Annotated in this window: 12 protein-coding genes; 5 read left to right on the forward strand and 7 right to left on the reverse strand. The window is 59.8% G+C overall.

Annotation, left to right across the window (positions count from 1 at the left end):
* Nucleotides 1-12: 12 nt before the first annotated feature.
* From C84B14_RS03630 to C84B14_RS03650, 5 genes are all read right to left on the reverse strand, one after another.
* A complete protein-coding gene (locus C84B14_RS03630) occupies nucleotides 13-3,663 on the reverse strand; it encodes a tetratricopeptide repeat protein (RefSeq protein ID WP_353221919.1) in 3,651 nt (1,216 codons plus the stop codon).
* Nucleotides 3,656-6,511, reverse strand: a complete 2,856-nt coding sequence (locus tag C84B14_RS03635) for a bifunctional glycoside hydrolase/polysaccharide deacetylase family protein (protein ID WP_353221921.1) — start codon at nucleotides 6,509-6,511, stop codon at nucleotides 3,656-3,658. Before C84B14_RS03635 ends, C84B14_RS03630 begins: the two co-directional genes overlap by 8 nt.
* Nucleotides 6,512-7,100: 589 nt before the next feature.
* A complete protein-coding gene (locus C84B14_RS03640; protein WP_353221923.1) occupies nucleotides 7,101-8,153 on the reverse strand; it encodes an MraY family glycosyltransferase in 1,053 nt (350 codons plus the stop codon).
* 686 nt (nucleotides 8,154-8,839) lie between these two features.
* The gene (locus tag C84B14_RS03645) at nucleotides 8,840-9,847 is read right to left on the reverse strand and encodes an NAD-dependent epimerase (RefSeq protein WP_353221925.1); all 1,008 of its coding nucleotides are present in this window, start codon (nucleotides 9,845-9,847) and stop codon (nucleotides 8,840-8,842) included.
* 597 nt (nucleotides 9,848-10,444) lie between these two features.
* Nucleotides 10,445-11,731 (reverse strand): nucleotide sugar dehydrogenase, encoded by a 1,287-nt coding sequence (locus C84B14_RS03650; RefSeq protein WP_353221927.1) that lies wholly within the window; start codon nucleotides 11,729-11,731, stop codon nucleotides 10,445-10,447.
* A 418-nt stretch (nucleotides 11,732-12,149) separates the two neighbouring features.
* Here C84B14_RS03650 and rfbB point away from each other — a divergent pair, with 418 nt between their 5' ends.
* The 5 genes from rfbB to C84B14_RS03675 are packed head-to-tail and all read left to right on the forward strand — an operon-like array spanning nucleotide 12,150 to nucleotide 16,684.
* Complete coding sequence (gene rfbB, locus C84B14_RS03655; RefSeq protein ID WP_353221929.1) at nucleotides 12,150-13,208, forward strand: dTDP-glucose 4,6-dehydratase; 1,059 nt, start codon at nucleotides 12,150-12,152, stop codon at nucleotides 13,206-13,208.
* 3 nt (nucleotides 13,209-13,211) lie between these two features.
* Nucleotides 13,212-14,087: a glucose-1-phosphate thymidylyltransferase RfbA gene (rfbA, locus tag C84B14_RS03660; protein ID WP_353180653.1), complete on the forward strand. Its 876-nt coding sequence runs from the start codon at nucleotides 13,212-13,214 to the stop codon at nucleotides 14,085-14,087.
* Between the two features lie 18 nt (nucleotides 14,088-14,105).
* On the forward strand, nucleotides 14,106-14,657 hold the full coding sequence (rfbC, locus tag C84B14_RS03665) for a dTDP-4-dehydrorhamnose 3,5-epimerase (RefSeq protein WP_353180654.1): 552 nt from the start codon (nucleotides 14,106-14,108) through the stop codon (nucleotides 14,655-14,657).
* A 3-nt stretch (nucleotides 14,658-14,660) separates the two neighbouring features.
* Nucleotides 14,661-15,533 carry a dTDP-4-dehydrorhamnose reductase gene (gene rfbD, locus C84B14_RS03670; RefSeq protein ID WP_353180655.1) on the forward strand — a complete coding sequence of 291 codons (873 nt, stop codon included), beginning with the start codon at nucleotides 14,661-14,663 and terminating at the stop codon, nucleotides 15,531-15,533.
* Entirely contained in the window at nucleotides 15,530-16,684 is a 1,155-nt protein-coding gene (locus C84B14_RS03675; RefSeq protein WP_353180656.1) for a glycosyltransferase family 4 protein, read from the forward strand. Before rfbD ends, C84B14_RS03675 begins: the two co-directional genes overlap by 4 nt.
* A 40-nt stretch (nucleotides 16,685-16,724) precedes the next feature.
* On the opposite strand, the gene C84B14_RS03680 is transcribed toward C84B14_RS03675, so the two are convergent.
* Together C84B14_RS03680 and C84B14_RS03685 are read right to left on the reverse strand one after the other, a co-directional pair.
* Entirely contained in the window at nucleotides 16,725-17,756 is a 1,032-nt protein-coding gene (locus C84B14_RS03680) for an EpsG family protein (RefSeq protein ID WP_353180657.1), read from the reverse strand.
* Between the two features lie 78 nt (nucleotides 17,757-17,834).
* Nucleotides 17,835-18,908, reverse strand: a complete 1,074-nt coding sequence (locus C84B14_RS03685; protein WP_353222054.1) for a glycosyltransferase family 4 protein — start codon at nucleotides 18,906-18,908, stop codon at nucleotides 17,835-17,837.

The following is an 18,908-nucleotide window of genomic DNA, read 5'->3' on the forward strand; positions in this document are numbered from 1 at the left end:
TTTTTCGGCGCGTTAACGGCCGAGGAAATACTGATACTTGATGGAACCGCTGTACGAATTGTCCTGGGTCTGACTGCCGGTCTGATCGACGCCAAAGTTCAAGCTCAACTCGTCGCTGCCGAATACGCGGCTGCCGATCGCGACGTTCGCGCTGATGCCGAACTCGTTGTCGGGCAGCACATAGCCGGTATCGATATTCAACTGATAACGCGGCGACGCCACCAGCGGATATTCCTCGCCCGGAATGCCGCGTGCGAACGACAGGCCCGCGCCAAGAAAGGTGTATCGCGTGGGTACGACGTCGTTGAGGTTGGTGCCGGCCGGCAGGCGCGCCGCCATGTCGGACGGCAGATCGTCTTCCAGGAAGTTCTGCGACGTGTCCGCGAAAATGCGTGCCTGGACCTGATGCGTCGGCCCCACCATCAACGAGTGCGCGAACGATGCTTCCACACCGTAGCCATCGCCGAGGTCGTTACGATCCTCGCGCGAGTGGTACTGCGAGTAGGTCGCGGTCAGCGAAAGACTGTCACGCGGGTTGAGCACCCATTCCAGGCCCACGCCCAGATCGTCGCGCAGTCCGAGCGCGCGCAACTGGGCGGTATCGTCCGCCAGCGTATTGATGTCCAGGAACACCGAAGCGCCGACGTTGCTGGTGAGCTGCCAGTCCTGACGCAGGCCCAGCTGGGCGATGTCCTTGGCGTCGGTGGAAACCGCCCCCACACGCACGGTGGTCAAGCCGCGACGCTCGCGCCAGTTGAGCACAACGTTGGCGAATTGCTCGTCTTCCAGACCGTCGAGATCAACCAGATCGTCGTCGGCCGAGAGCTGACGCGCGCCCAGCTCGACGCGCGTGGACAGCTTCTCGCCGCTCAAGCGCAGGAATACGCTTTCGGAGTTGATGTCCAGATCGCTGATGCTGCGCACGATCAGTTCCGTGCCGAAATTCTGCGGCATGGTCTGGTAGAGCTCGGCCGCATATCGCGGCACCACGTCGATACCCGTCACATAGGGTTCGTCCGGGCGTTCGTGCTCAAGCGCCAGCACCAGCGCGCGGGCCCGGTAATCGAGCTGGCGCAACGCCGTGATGCGATCGGCAATGCCGATACCGCCATCCGGACGCGAGCCTTCGAGGATGCGCTGCATCGCAACCTGGTCGTTGGCCTGCAAGGCAACCGCGAGTTCCTGCCAGTCTTCGGTGGCGATACGGCGGCGATGCGCCTGCAGCAGCCAGTAGCGCGAATAGGCCGGCTCTTCTTCACTGAGATAGTAGCCGAACAGCATTTCGACATCGGTCGGCGTGAGTTCGTCACCGCTGCGCCCATCCAGGGCCCGACGCAGCCAGTCGCGGCCTTCGTCGGCCCCCAGCATGGTCGCCTGCACCGACAGAATGCGGCCATCCTGCTCGCGCTGTTCGCGGGTGAGCTTACCCTGCGCCTGCAGGTGGTTCATCAGCCGCGGGCGCAGTTCGGTGAGCGCATATTCGCGCATGCGCCGCGCCGAGTCGAAGCGCCGACCGCGCTCGAGCGCATCGGCATAGTCGAGCACGAGCAGGTAATTATCGGGGTCGCGCTGTACCGCGCGGTCGTACCACGGCAGGGCCGTACGCGTCTGGCCCAACCGGCTGTAGGCCATGGCGAACACCGGCCACTGCCGCGAGTCGTTCTTGGCATCGTCCGACCAGGCATTGACGTAGCGCGCCAGCTCCTCGGTATAGCCGCCGTCTGCCAGCGTCGCCAGCAGGGCCGACCGGGTACCGGCGTCGTCGGGCGCCAGTGACAGCGACTTGAGATAGGCGCGCCGCGCGCGAGCGAGATCGCGCTGCTGGTACTGGTAATCGCCGTAGAGCTGCCAGTAGTCGGCCGACTGCTCGAACACGGCCGGCCGCGTCTGTGCCATGGCGATGAGTTCGCGGGTGAGGTCGGGCCGATTTTCGCGCTGTGCCGCGGCCAGCATGGTCACGATCATGTCGCCGTGCTGGTTCTCGCGCCAGTCGGTACGGGCCACTTCCATGGCCATATCCATGCGCCCCGTCACCACGGCCGCCTGTGCCAGACGCAGATAGCCCGTCTCGTCGAGCTTGCGCCCGAGATAAAGCTGGTAGTAAGCATCGCGGGCGACCGCCGGACGGTTCTGGTTCCACGCCAGCTCGCCAACGGTTTCCCAGTAGAAAACTTCCTCATCGGTGGCGGTGCCGGGCTTGTTAGGCAGCGACGTCATCACCGCCAGCGCCTCGTCGACCTGCCACTGGCGGGTCAACAGGCGACCGCGCGCCTGGCTTTCTTCCAGGCCACGACCAAAGCGCGACGCGATTTCGTTCCAGGTGGCAAGCGCGCCCGGCAGGTCGCCGTTGAGCTCCTGCAAGCGGGCCAACCGCACCCAGAGATCCTCGTCGGGCGAACCCTCGTTCACCCAGTTCGACAACATCGAAATGGCGCGATCCGGATCGCCCTCGCTGTTGAGCACGTCCACAAGCAGCCGGCGCTGGCTGGTGCTCAGGGGGTGGCGCGACTGGATACGCTGCAATGCGGCCAGTACCGCGGCGGTGTCGTTGAGGTCAGTGCCGAGATCGATGATCTGATTATCGTACTCGTCGGAGCTGCTGCGCTGCGCCAGCCACTTGTAGTTGGCCAGGGCCGCCGCCGGCTGCCCGGCCCAGAGCTGCACCTGGGCGAGCTGGGCACGCAGGCTGACGTTGTCCGGGTTACGATTGACCAGTCGTTGTAGCCCGGCAAGCGCTTCATCGAGCTGATTGTTCGCCAGGGCAATCTGCGCGTCGCGCTCCAGGCCCTGCTCGTCGTCCGGGCGCAGCTTCACATAGCGACGCGACCAGGCCTGAGCCTGGGCCAGGCGATTGTTCGCCAGCGCCATCTCGATGCCGATATCGAGGAAAGTGGGATCGTCCGGGTAAGCGTCGATGAACTCGCCCGCCATACGCAGACCGCTGCCGTCGTTGGTCTGCTGCGCGGCATCGAGCGCGGCCAGCGCCGCGTCGCGGCGCATGGATTCATCGTCGGTCGCCGCAAAGGCGGACTGCCAGGCCTGCGCGGCCCGCATGGGCGCGTCGGCGGCCAGCCACCAGCGCGCGGCTTCGCCATACCAGTCGTAGGCACGAGCCGGATCCTGTGCGGCCAGGCGCTCATAAAGATCGGCCGCTCGTGCCGGGCGCCCGAGTTCCAGCCAGCGCGCGGCAAGCACTTCCAGCTGGTCGGCGGTCAGCGACTCGCTGCGCTCGAGGGCGTTCATCTGGGCGATCAGTTCGCCCTGCTGGGCGTCACGGCGCGGGTCGTCGGCCTGCAGCGCGTTGAATGCCTGCCAGGAAATCTGGTGATACAGCCAGCGTGCGTTCGCGTCGGTGCTATCCGCCAACGGCTGCATCACTTCCATCGCCTTCGGAATGTTGCCGGCGGCGGCGAGCTGGCGCGCCAGCTTCAGGCGCAGCTGGTCGTCGCCGGGGTTGGCTTCCAGCAGCGCTTCGAGATAGGTGATCGAAACGCTGGAGGGATCATCCTTGCCCGTGTCGTCCTGACTGAGCGACAGGAAGCGTCGGGCCGGAAACAGCAGCACCAGCGCCACCACCAGCACCGCCGTGATGATCAGCAGCGTCAGCGGCCGGACAAACCGGGTGCGTTTTGTCGGCTCTTGTTCTTGATTGTGTTCAGCCACAGTCGATCCTTACAGGTCCCGACGTGCTGCCTGTATAGCGCAGCGTTACCGTATTGCCCCCACCCCGACGCGATGCGCCGTCTGCCGAGACCCGACACCCCGTGGTGCCGGCCAACTCGATCTCCAGTGGCACGTGCTCCGCGGCCATCTCCAGGGTTACGTCGCCGCCGGCGTTACGCCATTGCGTGATGCGTCCGTTCGAGCGCCGCACATACGGTGTCGACGGCTCGCGTTGCTGCAGCTGCAACGTCACCCGCGGCTCGCCCGAAAGCGACACATAGCGCCCGGGGCGCAGATCGCTCACACCGACAACGCCACTGGAGGCCGCCATATCCGGCCAACCCAGAGATGCGGGCAGCCTGAGGGTACGCATATGCGTGGCACCGGTGATCTGCCAGCCGCCGTCGAGGCGTCGGGCAACCCCGGCGTCATACCAGTTGCGTGCGATACGACTGTATTCGCTGGCAAACAGCGGCAGCGTGCGCTGACTGCGCGCATAGGCATAGACATCCTTGAGCGCATTCAGCGAGGCCGGGCGGCCGGCGGAGTAAAAATGGTAATAGATATCGATGGGCTTGAGGCGCCGCGGCTCGTCGGTGAGCTTGAACGTCTCGATTACGCGCCGAAAACCCCAGTAGGGCCCGGTCATGTCGTTGGTATAGACGTTTTCGTTGATTACAGGGGCATACACCTGCATGTGCTTGCCCTGCGGCCGCAACATGGGGGTGACGTCGAGCAGCGTCGGGTTATCCGACATGATGTGCGTATTGCCGCCGTTGAGATTTTCGAGCCCCAGACGGTCCGCGATCGCGAGCGCCTTTTCCGGCGGCAGTGCGTTGCCGCTCCACAGCACCGTCGTGACCCGCTTCCCGGGCGGCGCCAGGTTTTCATTGATGTAACGCGTCGAGCCGGCGACTTCTTTCTCCAACGAGAAGCGGTAACCCTTGATCGGCAGATTGTAGGCAAACCCGGCCGCGGTCCGCCCCTCGCCGGCGAGGTCGCCTTCTTCCAAGGCAGGCCAGTCGAACGGGTGGCTGAAGGTATGCGATGCAATCTCGACCCAGGGCAGCTTGAAGATCTCGCGCGCAATGGGTTCCAGCTGGCTGGACAGTTCCGGATACAGCCCTTCCGGCGACAGCTCGCCCTCGATCACCGATACCGTCGTCGGCACGCGATATTGCTTGAATATGCGATCGAGCATGACCTGGCTGGTGAACGGGTTGCCCGGAAACGCGGCCCGGTTCATGAACGCGTCGCCGTCCACCTCGGTCATCCAGTAGCGGGAACCGTTTTCGGTGGTCGCATCCGCAACGGGCATATCCGGCAGCGCCAGGGCCCGCTTCAAGAATGCGAACGGGTCGAGAATCCAGCGCGCCTGATCGGCCATGCCTTGCTGGACGAGCCACGGCGAGAGCGCCACGCCGCCCCAGCTGCCGGTGGCGATCGGCACGAAGTTCGCACCGTTGCCGTCGCGCATGGACAGATGCGCCGTAAGACCGTCGCCGACCAGCTCATAGCCCGTTTCATTGGTGGCCGGCGTACTCGGCATGCCCTCGAAGCCGAGCATGTCGTCATGGTCGACGACCTCGAGCCCCTCGTCGGAAATCGACGGCACCACCTGCAAACCGGTCAGGTCAGACAGTTCGCCGGTCACCGGGATGCCGGGCGAGCCGAACATGGCCACCTGCACACCATCGCGCATCTGCTTGAGAAGCCAGTCGCGGTAGGCCGACTGCGCGCCCACGCGCCCGTTGAGCCAACTCACCACACCGACGTAGCGGCCGCGCAATGTATCTTCCGGCAGCGGGCCGTCCACATCCTTATAGACTGCGCCGTACCCAAGGTACTCGAGCGGCATGGCGATATTAAGGTGCGCGTTCGAATACGCGACCTCGTTGTACTCGACTTCCGAAGCATCGAAGAGCACGAGCACCTTGCGCGGCATCGGCTCGATCGAGCCCACACCTACCTGGTTGAGCGCACCATTGCTCACCCAGGGCACGATGCCATCGTCGGCGATACGGCGCGCGGTCTGTCGGGCGAGCTCGCGGTCGGCCGGGGCGACATAGTCGATTGCGATTGCCGGCAGGCCGTAGTCGTTTCGCACCTCGCGCAGGCGGTCGAGCACGTACTGCGTGTCTTCCGGTTTGACGTCGCGATAGCTTTGCGTACGCACGTCCCACGACTGGTACAGCGATTCGGCTGCCACACCGACGATATCGCCGCGCACCCGATCCAGAACCTCGAAGCCGCGGTTGAGCAGCAGCTTGATACCCGGAAATTCTGAACGAATACGTTTGATCAGCGCGACCAGCGCCTGCTGCTGCTCGGCCGCCGACTTTTCGTCAGTGGCAAAGAGCCGGTAGCTGTCGAGCGTATCCAGAAACAGCGCGCGGTAGCCTTGGTTCCAGAGCGGGCGAATGCGCTCATTAACGATGTAGTCGCCCCACTTCTTCTGGGTAAGATCCGCGGCCTGGCTGTTCCAGCCCTCATTGCGTGCCTTGAGCGCCTCACTGGGCAGGCTCTCGCCAGCCCGCCAGTGCTCGGCTTCGCCGAGGCTTACATAGGCGAACGCTTGGGTACCGTACTTCTCGAGTTCGTCGAGCTGGCCTTCAGCCATATGCTCCGACTCGACCACGGCCCAGTCGTACTGCGCGAGCATATCCACGGGCACATCGTTGCCGTAGTAAATCGCCACACTCGGCTGGTCGTCGACATCGGCGTGCGCGTTGGTCACCACAAGCATCGCCACCAGGGCAACGAACAGGGCCCGCCCCATGCGCTGCCATGTGCGAGCACGGTGGGCGTCGGCACACGTTTCGTCTAAGAACGGGCGAAAAGTGCTCACGCACGAACTCCGTCACAAAAACCGCGCCCGGCAACACATCCGCCCAGCGCCAGCGATACGCGCGTGTACCGCGCTCTCAACCTCGGCGCGAAAACAAAGGATCGCGCGCACGAAAAACTTTCAGCAGAGGCGCCCCGCCTTGCCCGATCACCACGTGCATTCGATGTCATCGCCACAGCGATAGTCACCGTGATTTCCTGCCGCTGCTCACGGGAATAAGCACGGAGCCAGAACCAGCGGGATGGATCGACAAATCAAGCGAGAGCCACGAACGATTAACGTCGCACCGCCCAGCCTGCGAGTTATTGCCACCCACCGACGTGCAACCTCGCGACCCAGCCAGATCAAAGCCGTCCGCCATCATTGCCTCTTCTGTGATGTCCCCCAAACCGTCGGGTATTGCTGATACCCAACGCCAACAATCTAGCACGAAACCCAAACGGAAACGCACTGCAGAAAAAGAAAATATGACTTTTCTAGGACGGGATCGGGGCTAAACCCCGTGGGCGAGCTAGGCAGCACCCACGATTGACGCCAAAGTGACAGTTTCGGTCATAAAACTGACGATTCTTGTCGTCAGTATTAACCCTTAGACGGCGGGCGCCGCAACGCGCTGGCGCACGCGCGCCCAGAGCGCGTTCGTGGCAAGGCAATAGCAGGCAAAGACCACCATAAACACGGCGCATCGCGCCGACTCGCTCACGCCGAGCCCCTGGGTTACCAGTCCCGTGCCCATGAACGCGCCAGCCACGGCGAGCCACGCATAAAGCGCCCAGCCGGGGCTCAGCCCCAGGCGCTGTAGCAGATGGTGAAAATGGTAGCTGTCCGCTGCCAGCGGGCTTTTGCCGCGCATCACCCGCGAAACCATCAGATACACCGTGTCGGCCAGCGGCAGCCCGAACAACCACACAGCCGTAATGGGTTCGATGACCGCATGCGGGCCCTGGGCTGCCTGGATAGTGAACCAGGTCAGAATGAAGCCGAGCACCAGAGACCCCGCGTCGCCCAGGAAAATGCGGGCATGCTTTTGCCAGGGCATACGAAGATTGAAGGCAAGAAAACCCAGTACGCTGCCAAGCGTCACGCAAAGCAGCACGACGTTGACCGCGCTGGTACCGGCTGCCAGCGCAAGAATCGTCGCCACGATCATCACCGAGAAACCGCCGGCCAGGCCGTCCATGCCATCGACCATATTCACGGCGTTAATAATGCCCACCGCGGCAAAGATGCTGAACCAGATGGCGTGACCGCCGAGCTCGAAATCCTCGGCGCCGAAGATCGCGCCCAGATTCTGCAAGTACACCTCGCCGAAAAAGCACATGCCCGCGCCTACCGCCAGCGTTTGCAGCGCGAGCCGTACCGGCGCCGGCACATGCTTCCTGTCGTCGAGCGCACCGAGCACCAGCAGTACGGTAATACCGAAGGCAAAACCGGCAAACTGACGCGACGGCACCATGCCAATCCCAAGCAACATCACGGTGAGCGCGATGGCAACCCCGCCACAAAGTGGCGTCGCCAGCGAGTGGGCCTTACGGCCGCCGGGGTGATCGACATGGCCGATCTTGTGACACAAAGGGCGCAATACAAGTATCGCAACCGCACTCAAGGCAAACGCAATGAGGCCGATAAACGTGTTGATCATAGTGAAACAGCTACCGTTCAGCCCTCGTAGAAACCAGTTTTGGCTCTTGTCGCGGCGCAATATTACAACGGACATTATGACGATTGCTTGAATGCCACCTTAATAGGGCGCTGGTATCGCGCCCGGCCGTGGGAAATAACACCCAAAAATAAGCGCCGATCGGAGCCTTTGGGCTCGGAAGTCATGCCTACAATTCAGCGGCTTGCCGACTGCCCCTCATGTCGATTATCAAGCGGCGCGGCGTGCACCCCGGGTTACCCACCTTATTGCCGGTCGTAGACACCCTGCCCGTCAAATGGCGCAAGAATGCGCAAATTCGCGCCACCTGGCAGTCCCCTCGAAACCGAAGCCGGCCAGCAAAGACTCGTCCCCACCAAGTCGTCCAAAACAGGCAATGCAAGCATCGCCATCCCGGCCTGCAACTCCCTCGCCCACCCGAATTACCGGGGACCCTACCCGTCGGGCGACTTAGCGAAGCGTAAGCCGACAAAGAACACTGCCCCAACTGACCCGGCAACTTATAAAGCCCGATTACGGCCCTTAATGAAGCCGTCGATAAAAGCGACCGCCCCAACCCGATATCGAGCCCGCTCATCCTTCGAGCGACCAAGCCCAGCACAAGCCGAACAATAAAGCGATAAATATAATCCAATCAGACGATTACGATCGCTTCTTAAACCGGCCAATCAAACCTCGTAATACCCGCGATACCATTCCACGAAGTTCTTCACCCCCTCCTGCACGCGGACCTGGGGACGGTACCCCACGGCTTCGAACAAGCCGGTCACATCCGCGCTGGTCGCCTCGATATCGCCGGCCTGCATGGGAAGCATCTCTTTTTCTGCTTCGATACCCAGGCATTCCTCCAACCGATGGATATAGTCCATCAGCGGCACCGGGTCCCCATTGCCGATATTGTAGATTCGCCACGGCGCACAGCTTGTGCCCAACGTCGGCGCGTCGCTCGACCAGTTCGGGTCGGGCTCAGCGGGCTTGTAAAGAATGCGAACCACGCCTTGGGCGATATCGTCCACATAGGTGAAATCGCGCCGATGCTGCCCGTGGTTGAATACCGGGATCGGCTCGCCCGCCAGCATCTTGCGCGTGAACAGAAACAGCGCCATATCCGGGCGCCCCCACGGCCCATACACCGTGAAGAAACGCAGCCCCGTCGTCGGCAAACCGTAAAGATGCGAATAAGAATGGGCCATCAACTCAGTTGCGCGCTTGGACGCCGCATAGATCGCCGCCGGATGATCAGCCGTGCCCTGCGGCGAAAACGGCATGTCGGTCGACAGGCCATACGCCGAACTCGTCGACGCATACACGAGGTGCCCAACCTTCGTATGCCGGCACCCTTCCAGCACGTTTAAAGTCCCCGTCACATTGCTATCGATATAGTCATGAGGGTGCGTCAACGAATGCCGCACCCCCGCCTGCGCCGCCAGATGCACCACGCCATCGAAGCGGTGCTTCTCAAACAACGCCGGCATCGCCTCGCGATCGGCGATGTTCATATGAACAGATTCGAACCCGTCGCGTGCAATCAAGCGATCAAAACGCGCCTGCTTAAGCGTCGGATCGTAATACGGGTCCAGATTGTCGACGCCAACAACCGTTTCGCCGCGATCCAGCAAAAGATGCGCAACATGCGAACCGATAAAGCCGGCCGCACCGGTGACGAGTACCTTCATAACAATCCCTGCCGAATGGATAAAGCGCTGCCGAATGGATAAAGCGCAGCAACCCAACGCCGCAAGCCGCGCAGTATAACGCCCGCAACCCAGCTACACGGCCGATACAAAGCCCACGTAGGTCGGCTTGGCGAAGCGTAAGCCGACAAAGCGACGAAAGCGCGAGCCACCCGAATTGACAGGCCGTAGGTTGGCTTAGGCCGAAGGCCGTAAGCCAACATGATCGCGCCTCGAAGGCGATTCCAGGCGCATTGGCCCGCCGGGCCACCAGGCCAAGCCCCTGTTGGATTACGCTGCGCTAATCCAACCTACGTAACGCGTGGCCCAAGCCTCGTAGCCCGTAGGTTGGCTTAGGCCGAAGACCGTAAGCCAACATGAACGCGCCCCGAAGGCGATTCCGAGCGCATTGGCACGCGGGGCCACCAGGCCACATCCCTGTTGGATTACGCTGCGCTAATCCAACCTACGTAAAGCGTGGCCGGAGCCTCATCGCCCCGTAGGTCGGCTTAGCCGAAGGCGTAAGCCGACAGGAGCTCAAGCCCCAACTTTACACACCAAACAAGCCGCCTAACGCCACCTGAGCAAACCGCCTAAAACCTAAAGCCGCCCGTCCGTCTCCTCTGCGCCAAATGCATACTTCACGTCGTAAACAATATGCTCGGGCTTACAAAGCGCGCGAATCGCAGCCGCCCCCATCGCCTGAAATTCGCGATGCGCCACCGCGACCACGGCGGCGTCGTACGTGCCCGCTTCAGGCGACTCCACCGTACGCAAACCGTACTCGTGCTCAACCTTGTCGGCGTCCGCCCACGGGTCGTAGATATCGACCACGACATCCATCTCCATCAGCTCGTGCACGATATCCACCACCCGTGTATTGCGGATATCCGGGCAGTTCTCCTTGAACGTAATCCCCATCATCAACACACGCGCCCCGTGCACCTGGATCTTGCGCCGAAGCATCAGGCGAATCACCTCGTACGTGATATAGCGGCCCATACCGTCGTTGATACGCCGCCCGGCCAGGATCATCTCTGGGTGATAGCCCGCGGCTTGCGCCTTGTAGGTGAGGTAATAAGGGTCCACGCCAATGCAATGCCCGCCGACAAGGCCCGGCCGGAACGGCAGGAAATTCCATTTGGTGCCGGCTGCTTTCAATACCTCTTCGGTATCGATACCCAAACGCGTAAAGATCTTCGACAGCTCGTTGACCAGCGCCACATTGATATCGCGCTGTACGTTCTCGATTACCTTCGCCGCTTCGGCGACTGCAATACTGGAAGCGCGATGGATACCGGCCGGCACGATCGTGCCGTAAAGCGCGACCAAACGGTCCGCGACTTCATCGGTCGAGCCCGATACCACCTTGGTGATATTCGCCAAGCCGTGCGCCGCATCCCCGGGGTTCGCCCGCTCCGGGCTATAACCCACGAAAAAGCCCTCGTTGAATACAAGGCCGGACAGCGAAGCCAGAATCGGCACACAGCGCTCTTCGGTCGCGCCCGGGTAGACCGTGGATTCATACACCACGATATCCCCGGCCTTCAGATACGGCCCGATCGTGCGAGACGCGGCAATCAATGGGCCAAAGTCCGGCACGTTAGAGTCCGTTACGGGGGTTGGCACCGTCACGATATAAATATTCGCGTCGGCAAGCGCCTCGGCGTCGGCCGAAAACCGCACGCCGGAACTGCGCAGATCCTCCGCGCTGACCTCGCGCGTAAAATCGTAGCCGTCCGCAAGCTGCTCGATACGACGCCCATCGATATCGAAACCCAGCGTGTCGTAATGCCGGCCGAAGGCGACGGCCAGGGGCAAGCCCACATATCCCAAGCCGATGACGGCAATCGATACCGAACCGTCGAAATGATCAACCGCAGCCATGCGTTATCCCTAAAACGAAGAGCCGGTTCGAACGGACCACAAAGCCCCTTGTGAACAGATGCGAACGCGATGCTAGCGGAATTAGCCGCTATTCCCAATTACATTCGAATGCTACCCATCGCATATATCCCTTGGGGTAGAAAACGCGCCTTACGAACAAAACCGGTGTGCAAGACCCAGCGCCGGGACGTCGTTTCAACCAGCGGCAATGAACGGACACGCCACCGCTAGCCGGGCCTGATATCCCAATAATCATCGTAAATCCGGGGAGACATACCGCGGCCGCCCAGCTTCGGCCAACCCACAAGTCAATCCGCACTCTGATAAACTCGCGCCTCGTTGCCAGCACGAATGGTCGACAGCAACGCTCGTCAGCCGCTAATCAAGCGGGCCTCGTAAAACACAGTCGATAATGCGCATGAAAATACTCGTCACCGGCGGCGCCGGTTTCATCGGCTCGGCGCTCATTTGCCATCTCATCGCAGAAACAGAACATGAGGTCGTTAATGTCGATGCCCTGACCTACGCCGCCAATCTCGACGCTCTCGAAGCCGCATCCGAAAGCCCGCGCTACGCGTTTGAACATGTCGACATCCGCGATGCCGAAGCAATAAACCGAGTGATGAATGAGTATCAACCCGACGGGATTATTCATCTAGCCGCAGAATCGCATGTGGACCGTTCAATCGACGGGCCGGCAGATTTCATTCAAACGAACATCGTCGGCACATTCAATTTGCTCGAAGCAGCAAGGGCTTACTACGAACAGCTTGAGTCGAATCGCAAGAAGAGCTTTCGCTTCCATCACGTCTCGACCGATGAAGTTTACGGCTCGCTAGGCGACGAAGGCTTATTTACGGAAAAAACCCCATACGCGCCCAACTCACCTTATTCCGCCAGCAAGGCAGGGTCGGACCATCTCGTACGCGCCTGGCAACACACCTACGGTGTGCCGACCGTACTCACGAACTGCTCCAACAATTACGGCCCCTGGCAGTTCCCGGAAAAGCTCATTCCGCTCATGGTGCTCAATGCGCTGAATGGTCGCGCCCTCCCCGTGTACGGCGACGGCCAGAACGTGCGCGACTGGCTATACGTTGAAGACCACGCCCGCGCGCTCGCGCTCGTGTTCGAACAAGGCAAAACCGGAGAACACTACAATATCGGCGGGCTTAACGAGCGAACCAATCTCGAACTCGTGCGCACCATATGCCACGAACTGAACGCTATCGCGCCGGACGCCAACATCGGCCCGCGCGAAGCACTCATTTCATTCGTCGACGATCGTAAAGGGCACGATCAGCGCTACGCGATCGACGCATCCAAGATCGAACACGAGCTCGGCTGGCGACCGATAGAAACGCTGGAATCCGGGCTGAAGCGAACGATTCGCTGGATCCTCGACCACCCCGAATGGGCGAAAACTGCTCGCGACCGAGGTTACGACGGCCAGCGATTGGGTCTCGCAAAGGGATAGTTAATGAAAGGTATTATTCTCGCTGGCGGTAGCGGCACGCGGCTCTACCCGATCACGATGGCGGTGTCGAAACAGCTACTGCCGGTTTACGACAAGCCGATGATCTACTATCCGTTGACGGCGCTCATGCTCGCCGGCATCGATGAAATCCTGATCATCTCCACACCCCAAGATACGCCACGCTTTGAACAGCTGCTTGGCGACGGCAGCCAATGGGGTCTACAGCTTACATACGCGGTGCAACCCGAACCGGAAGGACTCGCACAGGCGTTCATCATTGCTGAAGATTTTATTGCGAACGACTCCTGTGCCCTCGTTCTTGGCGACAATATTTTCTATGGGCACGACCTCGAGCCACTACTACGGAACGCAGCGAATCAAACCAGTGGCGCCACTGTATTTGCTTATCCCGTAAACGATGCCAGCCGCTACGGCGTCGTAGAATTTGACGATAATGGCACTGCGCGATCGATCGAGGAAAAGCCCGAACGCCCCAAGTCCCGTTATGCGATTACCGGCCTGTATTTCTACGACAATCGTGTTGTCGATCTGGCCAAGCAGATCGAGCCCAGTCATCGAGGCGAACTCGAAATAACGGATCTCAACCGTCTTTATCTGGAAGCAGGCGATTTACGTGTACAGCGTATGGGTCGCGGCATGGCATGGCTCGATACCGGAACGCATGAGAGCCTGCTCGAAGCCGCAACGTTCATCGAAACGCTCGAGAAACGACAAGGCCTCAAAATCGCCTGCCCCGAAGAAGTGGCGTATCGGGCGGGCTATATTTCCGAAGCACAAGTTCGCGAGCTCGCCGAACCGCTTAAAAAGAATGGATATGGGCAATACCTGTTGCGCATACTCGAAGAACGCATCTTCTAAAGGCGGAGCAATCTGAAAATGGAAGTAGAGACCACCGCCCTGGAAGGCGTGCTCATACTCACGCCCAAGCGCTATGGCGATGATCGCGGCTTCTTCATGGAAAGTTACAACCGATCGACGTTTGCAAAGGCTACTGGTCTGGACATCGAATTCATCCAGGACAACCACTCCCGATCCACAGAGGGCGTGCTGCGTGGCCTGCATTACCAAATGCCCCCCCACGCACAAAGCAAGCTTGTGCGCGCGGTGCAAGGCGAGGTCTTCGACGTAGCCGTGGATATACGCCGAAATTCGCCCACGTTCGGCCTATGGACCGGCACACGCTTATCGGCCGAAAACGCGCGACAACTTTGGGTGCCGGCAGGCTTTGCCCACGGCTTTTTAGTCACGTCGGAAACCGCCGAAGTGATCTACAAAGTCGATGCGCCCTATGCTCCGGAATGCGAGCGCAGCATCGCTTGGAACGACACCACGATCGGCATCGAATGGCCCAGCCTGCAACAGCCGCCCCTCGTTTCTCCGAAGGATCGAGATGCACCGGCATTGTCGTCCGCCGATTTGTTCGAGTAAAACATGCGCATACTGATCACCGGCGCCAACGGTCAGCTCGGTCAGGCGTTGCAGGCAAATCCGCCGAGCTGGGCGCATATCACCGCACTGAGTAGCCGCGACCTCGATATAACCGATCCTAAGCGCGTACAAGAAACGGTGGCCGCGTCGCAGCCAGCGTGGATAGTCAACGCCGCTGCTTATACCGCAGTGGATAAGGCCGAAGAAGAGCCGGAACAGGCCAAGGCCGTCAATGAAACCGCAGTACGGCATCTCGCCGAAGCCGCGGATATTAACGGCGCGCGGTTACTACATGTGTCGACCGACTTTGTTTTCGATGGCACCGCCAATCGTCCCTATCGGCCGGACGATGACACAAATCCACTCAACGTGTATGGCCGAACCAAGCTCGCAGGTGAACGAGCAGCGATGGAAGCGACCCAAGGCGAGGCCATCGTTGTAAGGACAGCATGGGTATACAGTCGAGCCGGTAAAAACTTCCTAACCAACATGCAACGTCTGATGCGTGAACGGGACGCTTTAAATATCGTCGATGACCAACGCGGCACGCCGACCACCGCAAGCGATCTCGCCAGCGCACTTTGGGCTGTGGTCGATAAAAACGCGAATGGCGGCATCTACCATTTCACGAACAAAGGCGACGCGAGCTGGTACGAGTTCGCTGTAGAAATCCGCCGCCACTTAGTAGAACAACAACCTGAAGCGCGCTTGTCGGCTCTGGAGCCTACCGACACAGCAGGCTTCCCGACCCCGGCAAAGCGACCGGCGTATAGCGTTCTGAACTGTCAACGCATTTTCACCATTGTAGACATACCTCCACATTGGAAGACAGCGCTCAGGCGAGAGCTGGATGGCAGGGCTGAGCCGGATTTATGAGCACAGTGGAAGAGCCGTCTCGCGACCGACGCGTGCTCTATGTCGCGAATACCGACTGGTATCTGTTCAACTTTCGGCTCAACTTGATCAAGGAAGCTGAAAGACGTGGCTGGATACCGTATCTGGCATGTAGCGACAGCGGCTACACCGAACGCCTGCGATCCCATAAGTGGCCCGTTAAAACGCTGCCCTTGAGCACGAAAGGCGCGAATCCGTTCCGGGAAGCCTGGGCGCTTTACCGACTGATCCGAGAATGTCGCAAAGTCCGGCCCGACGTCATCCACTTGTTCACGCTCAAATGTGTGCTCTACGGCTGTTTGGCGGCGCCGTTCGTTCCGCGTGCTCGTATAGTGGGCGCGCTTACCGGCATGGGCTATCTGTTCACCTCACAGCGCGCCACCGTACGCCTACTCAAAAATCTTGTGCTGATTGCTCTTAAGCTGGGCTTGAAGGTGTCCAAAGCCCAACTGATATTCCAGAACGAGTTTGACCGCACCGAGTTCATAGATAATGGCTTAATACCCCGCGAGCGCACCCGCGTGATTCGCGGCTCCGGTGTGGATTGCGAAGCTTTCCATCCAATGAACCGCAAGCCATCCACGAATGATAAGCGCCGCCTTCTATTCTGCGGTCGTCTGATCGCGGAAAAGGGCATTCGCGATTATCTGCAAGCTACGGCCACGCTTCGAGAACAAGGATACAAATTCGATAGTCGTATTGCCGGCAAACCTTACCCCGGCAACCCGTCTTCACTTAGCGAACAAGAAGTCGCAGACTTATCAGTCAGTACTCTACACCGGTATCTAGGTCATCAGGATGACATGCCTGAACTGTTAGCGGCGACAGACATAGTCGTGTTGCCGACCTATTATCGAGAGGGCACGCCGAAGGTTTTAATCGAAGCGGCAGCGGCTGGTTGCGCTTTGATCACGACGACAATTCCGGCCTGTGAAGACATTGTCGAGAACGGCAGCAACGGCTACTACATCAAGCCAAGCAATCCTGACCAATTAGCCGGCGCCTTGCGAAAGATCCTAGATAGCTCATGGGAGACACTCTATGAGTTGCAGGAGCGCTCCAGGCAGATTGCGATCGAGCGGTTCAGCGACACCGAAATCAACAACCGTACGCTCGCGTGCTACAACGACTAAAAATCGACCAAGCAAAACGTGTGATCTTTGCCCACCACAATCAAGCTGTCGGCCAGAACTGATAAGGTAGCCACGCATCACTGTGTCCCGCGTAGTTGAGCCACACGAACATAACGGCGCCATATAGTCCGAGCAAACCGATACGAGGAAGTATTCGATCCTTTCGGCTAAAGAATTCGGGCAAGTAACTCGCTACAACGAGCTGAATCGGCATTAGATAGAGTGCAACCCGATCGACGGCGGTCGCCGATACTGCCAAGAGTGGTACACAAGCGAGGCACAGTACCGAGACCCAAAACCAGAGCGCGCGTTCCTCCGGTCTCATAACAAAGCGCTTACGGAACAGAATGAACGTTGCCGCCGGCAACGCGTTCATCATCGCGCGAATCGGACCGCCCTGGGCGGCTTCAGCGTAATCGGAGATCACATACTGCTGGTAGAGCGCATCGACGTGTTCCTGCAACAGCAGCGCGAACAATATCAGGCCAGTCGCACCGACCCATACGATCGACCATGTCCGGTCCTTGGTGTTCGCCAAGACGGCTAGTGGAACCAGGATAACGGCCGACTTATGAATTGTCGCCCCGATCGCGAGCAACACAACAAACCGAACAAGCCGCCGCCGTATCAGATATGTTAGCCCCCAAAGCACAAAACCAAAGGCCATGGCCTGTCGCGTATACCCCATCGCCATCACGGTTATCATGTAAGGGATGGAAACAGCCAGAGCTATTCGCGGGTCCGGCAACAACTGAACAAAGCGGATAAGGCCGTATACGAAAACGCCGGCTGCGACGAGGTTAACGAACCAGACGTCCAGCCCGAGCAACGCAGACACCCAGTTGAGAGCTTGGTAACCCGGGTCCTTCAACTCAAGCGCCCGATAGAACGGAAGCCCGTTCACATTTTCCAGATAGAAGAGATATCTATACCAGTCGGCACCCACCTGATAGCGCAGTCCAACAAAACACGCCAGGGCGGCACCGATCAGCGCCCATCCAAGCTGCGAAACACGCAACCTCGTGAGCGCAAGCAATACTGCACTAAAATATACAATCCAGTAAGCGATCATAAAAACGGTTTTCGCCCATATTCACAGCGGGAATTGAAGGAAAGTCTACCTTCAATTTCTTTGCAAGACGGATGGAGGCTACTCCACCATCCCGGCAGCATTACGGAGGATACAAGCCAAATTTGGCGCCTGCGCCTGCAGAGAGTAGTGGCTTTCCACCGCTAGCCGCCCACGCCTGCCAAACTCGACACGCCCCCCCGTCTGACTCAGCAGGCGATCAAGCGCAACGAACCACTGATTATCGCCTTCCGCCAACAGCCCGCAATCCCAACCTTCCACGATCTCGGTATTCACACCGACCGGCGAGGCCACCACCGGTTTGGCGCAGGCCATATACTGAATTAGTTTATAGCCGCACTTGCCGCGCTCCCACGGCTTGTCCGGCAGCGGCATGATTCCGATATCGAAGCTAGCAACGTGGTGAGCTTCCGTATCCTCGGCCCATGGCAACACCTCAACAGGCACTGGTCCGAACTGTTGCGCCAGCTCCGGGCGAGCGCCCACTAAAACCAAGCGGATAGGATGAGTCTGGTACAGTCTTTCGAATACTGCCCGCAGCGCTAAGACGTATTTCTGAGTCGAGGGGGAACCGATCCAACCGATCACGGGGCGGACATTTCCCGCATTGGGTACCGGCATGTATCGGGCGGCATCCACCACTGTCGGTATATGCCGGATATGCCTGGCGCCTGCCCGGGTGGCGCGCGCCGCTAGATACCGGTTGCCGCAAATCACAGTCGCAGCACCGGCCATGACGCGATCTATCTTGTGGCCCAGCAACTTCCGGACTAGCGCATGTCGCGAACTATCGTAGTTGTGGAACACCGCGTCATCATAATCGACGACGTAGGGCACGTTTTTCGGCATCAGTGCCCGCTCGAGCCTATAGGGTATAAACGGAAGAGCTTCCTTCTCTACCCACAGCAGATCGGAACCGGACGCTTCGCGTAAACACCTAACACGCGCGGCATAAAGGCACGCGATCGCAGAGATCGAGCGACCCTTCCCCGCATACAAATTTTCTAGATAAAAATTATTAAAGAGAGGACGCACTGTTATCTCGAGCCCCACGTCGTGAAGAAATCCGCAGAACTGGAGCGAGCGCAATCTACTACTGGCGCCCAAGCGGCTGTATTTAGAAAGTAACGTCAC

The sequence above is a fragment of the Salinisphaera sp. C84B14 genome (assembly GCF_040361435.1).
Classification (GTDB): Bacteria; Pseudomonadota; Gammaproteobacteria; order Nevskiales; family Salinisphaeraceae; genus Salinisphaera.

Coding starts and splice junctions, on each gene's coding strand:
- C84B14_RS03640 (WP_353221923.1), bottom strand. CDS start 8,153: ATGATCAACACGTTTATCGGCCTCATTGCGTTTGCCTTGAGTGCGGTT.
- C84B14_RS03645 (WP_353221925.1), bottom strand. CDS start 9,847: ATGAAGGTACTCGTCACCGGTGCGGCCGGCTTTATCGGTTCGCATGTT.
- C84B14_RS03650 (WP_353221927.1), bottom strand. CDS start 11,731: ATGGCTGCGGTTGATCATTTCGACGGTTCGGTATCGATTGCCGTCATC.
- rfbB (WP_353221929.1), top strand. CDS start 12,150: ATGAAAATACTCGTCACCGGCGGCGCCGGTTTCATCGGCTCGGCGCTC.
- rfbA (WP_353180653.1), top strand. CDS start 13,212: ATGAAAGGTATTATTCTCGCTGGCGGTAGCGGCACGCGGCTCTACCCG.
- rfbC (WP_353180654.1), top strand. CDS start 14,106: ATGGAAGTAGAGACCACCGCCCTGGAAGGCGTGCTCATACTCACGCCC.
- rfbD (WP_353180655.1), top strand. CDS start 14,661: ATGCGCATACTGATCACCGGCGCCAACGGTCAGCTCGGTCAGGCGTTG.
- C84B14_RS03675 (WP_353180656.1), top strand. CDS start 15,530: ATGAGCACAGTGGAAGAGCCGTCTCGCGACCGACGCGTGCTCTATGTC.
- C84B14_RS03680 (WP_353180657.1), bottom strand. CDS start 17,756: ATGATCGCTTACTGGATTGTATATTTTAGTGCAGTATTGCTTGCGCTC.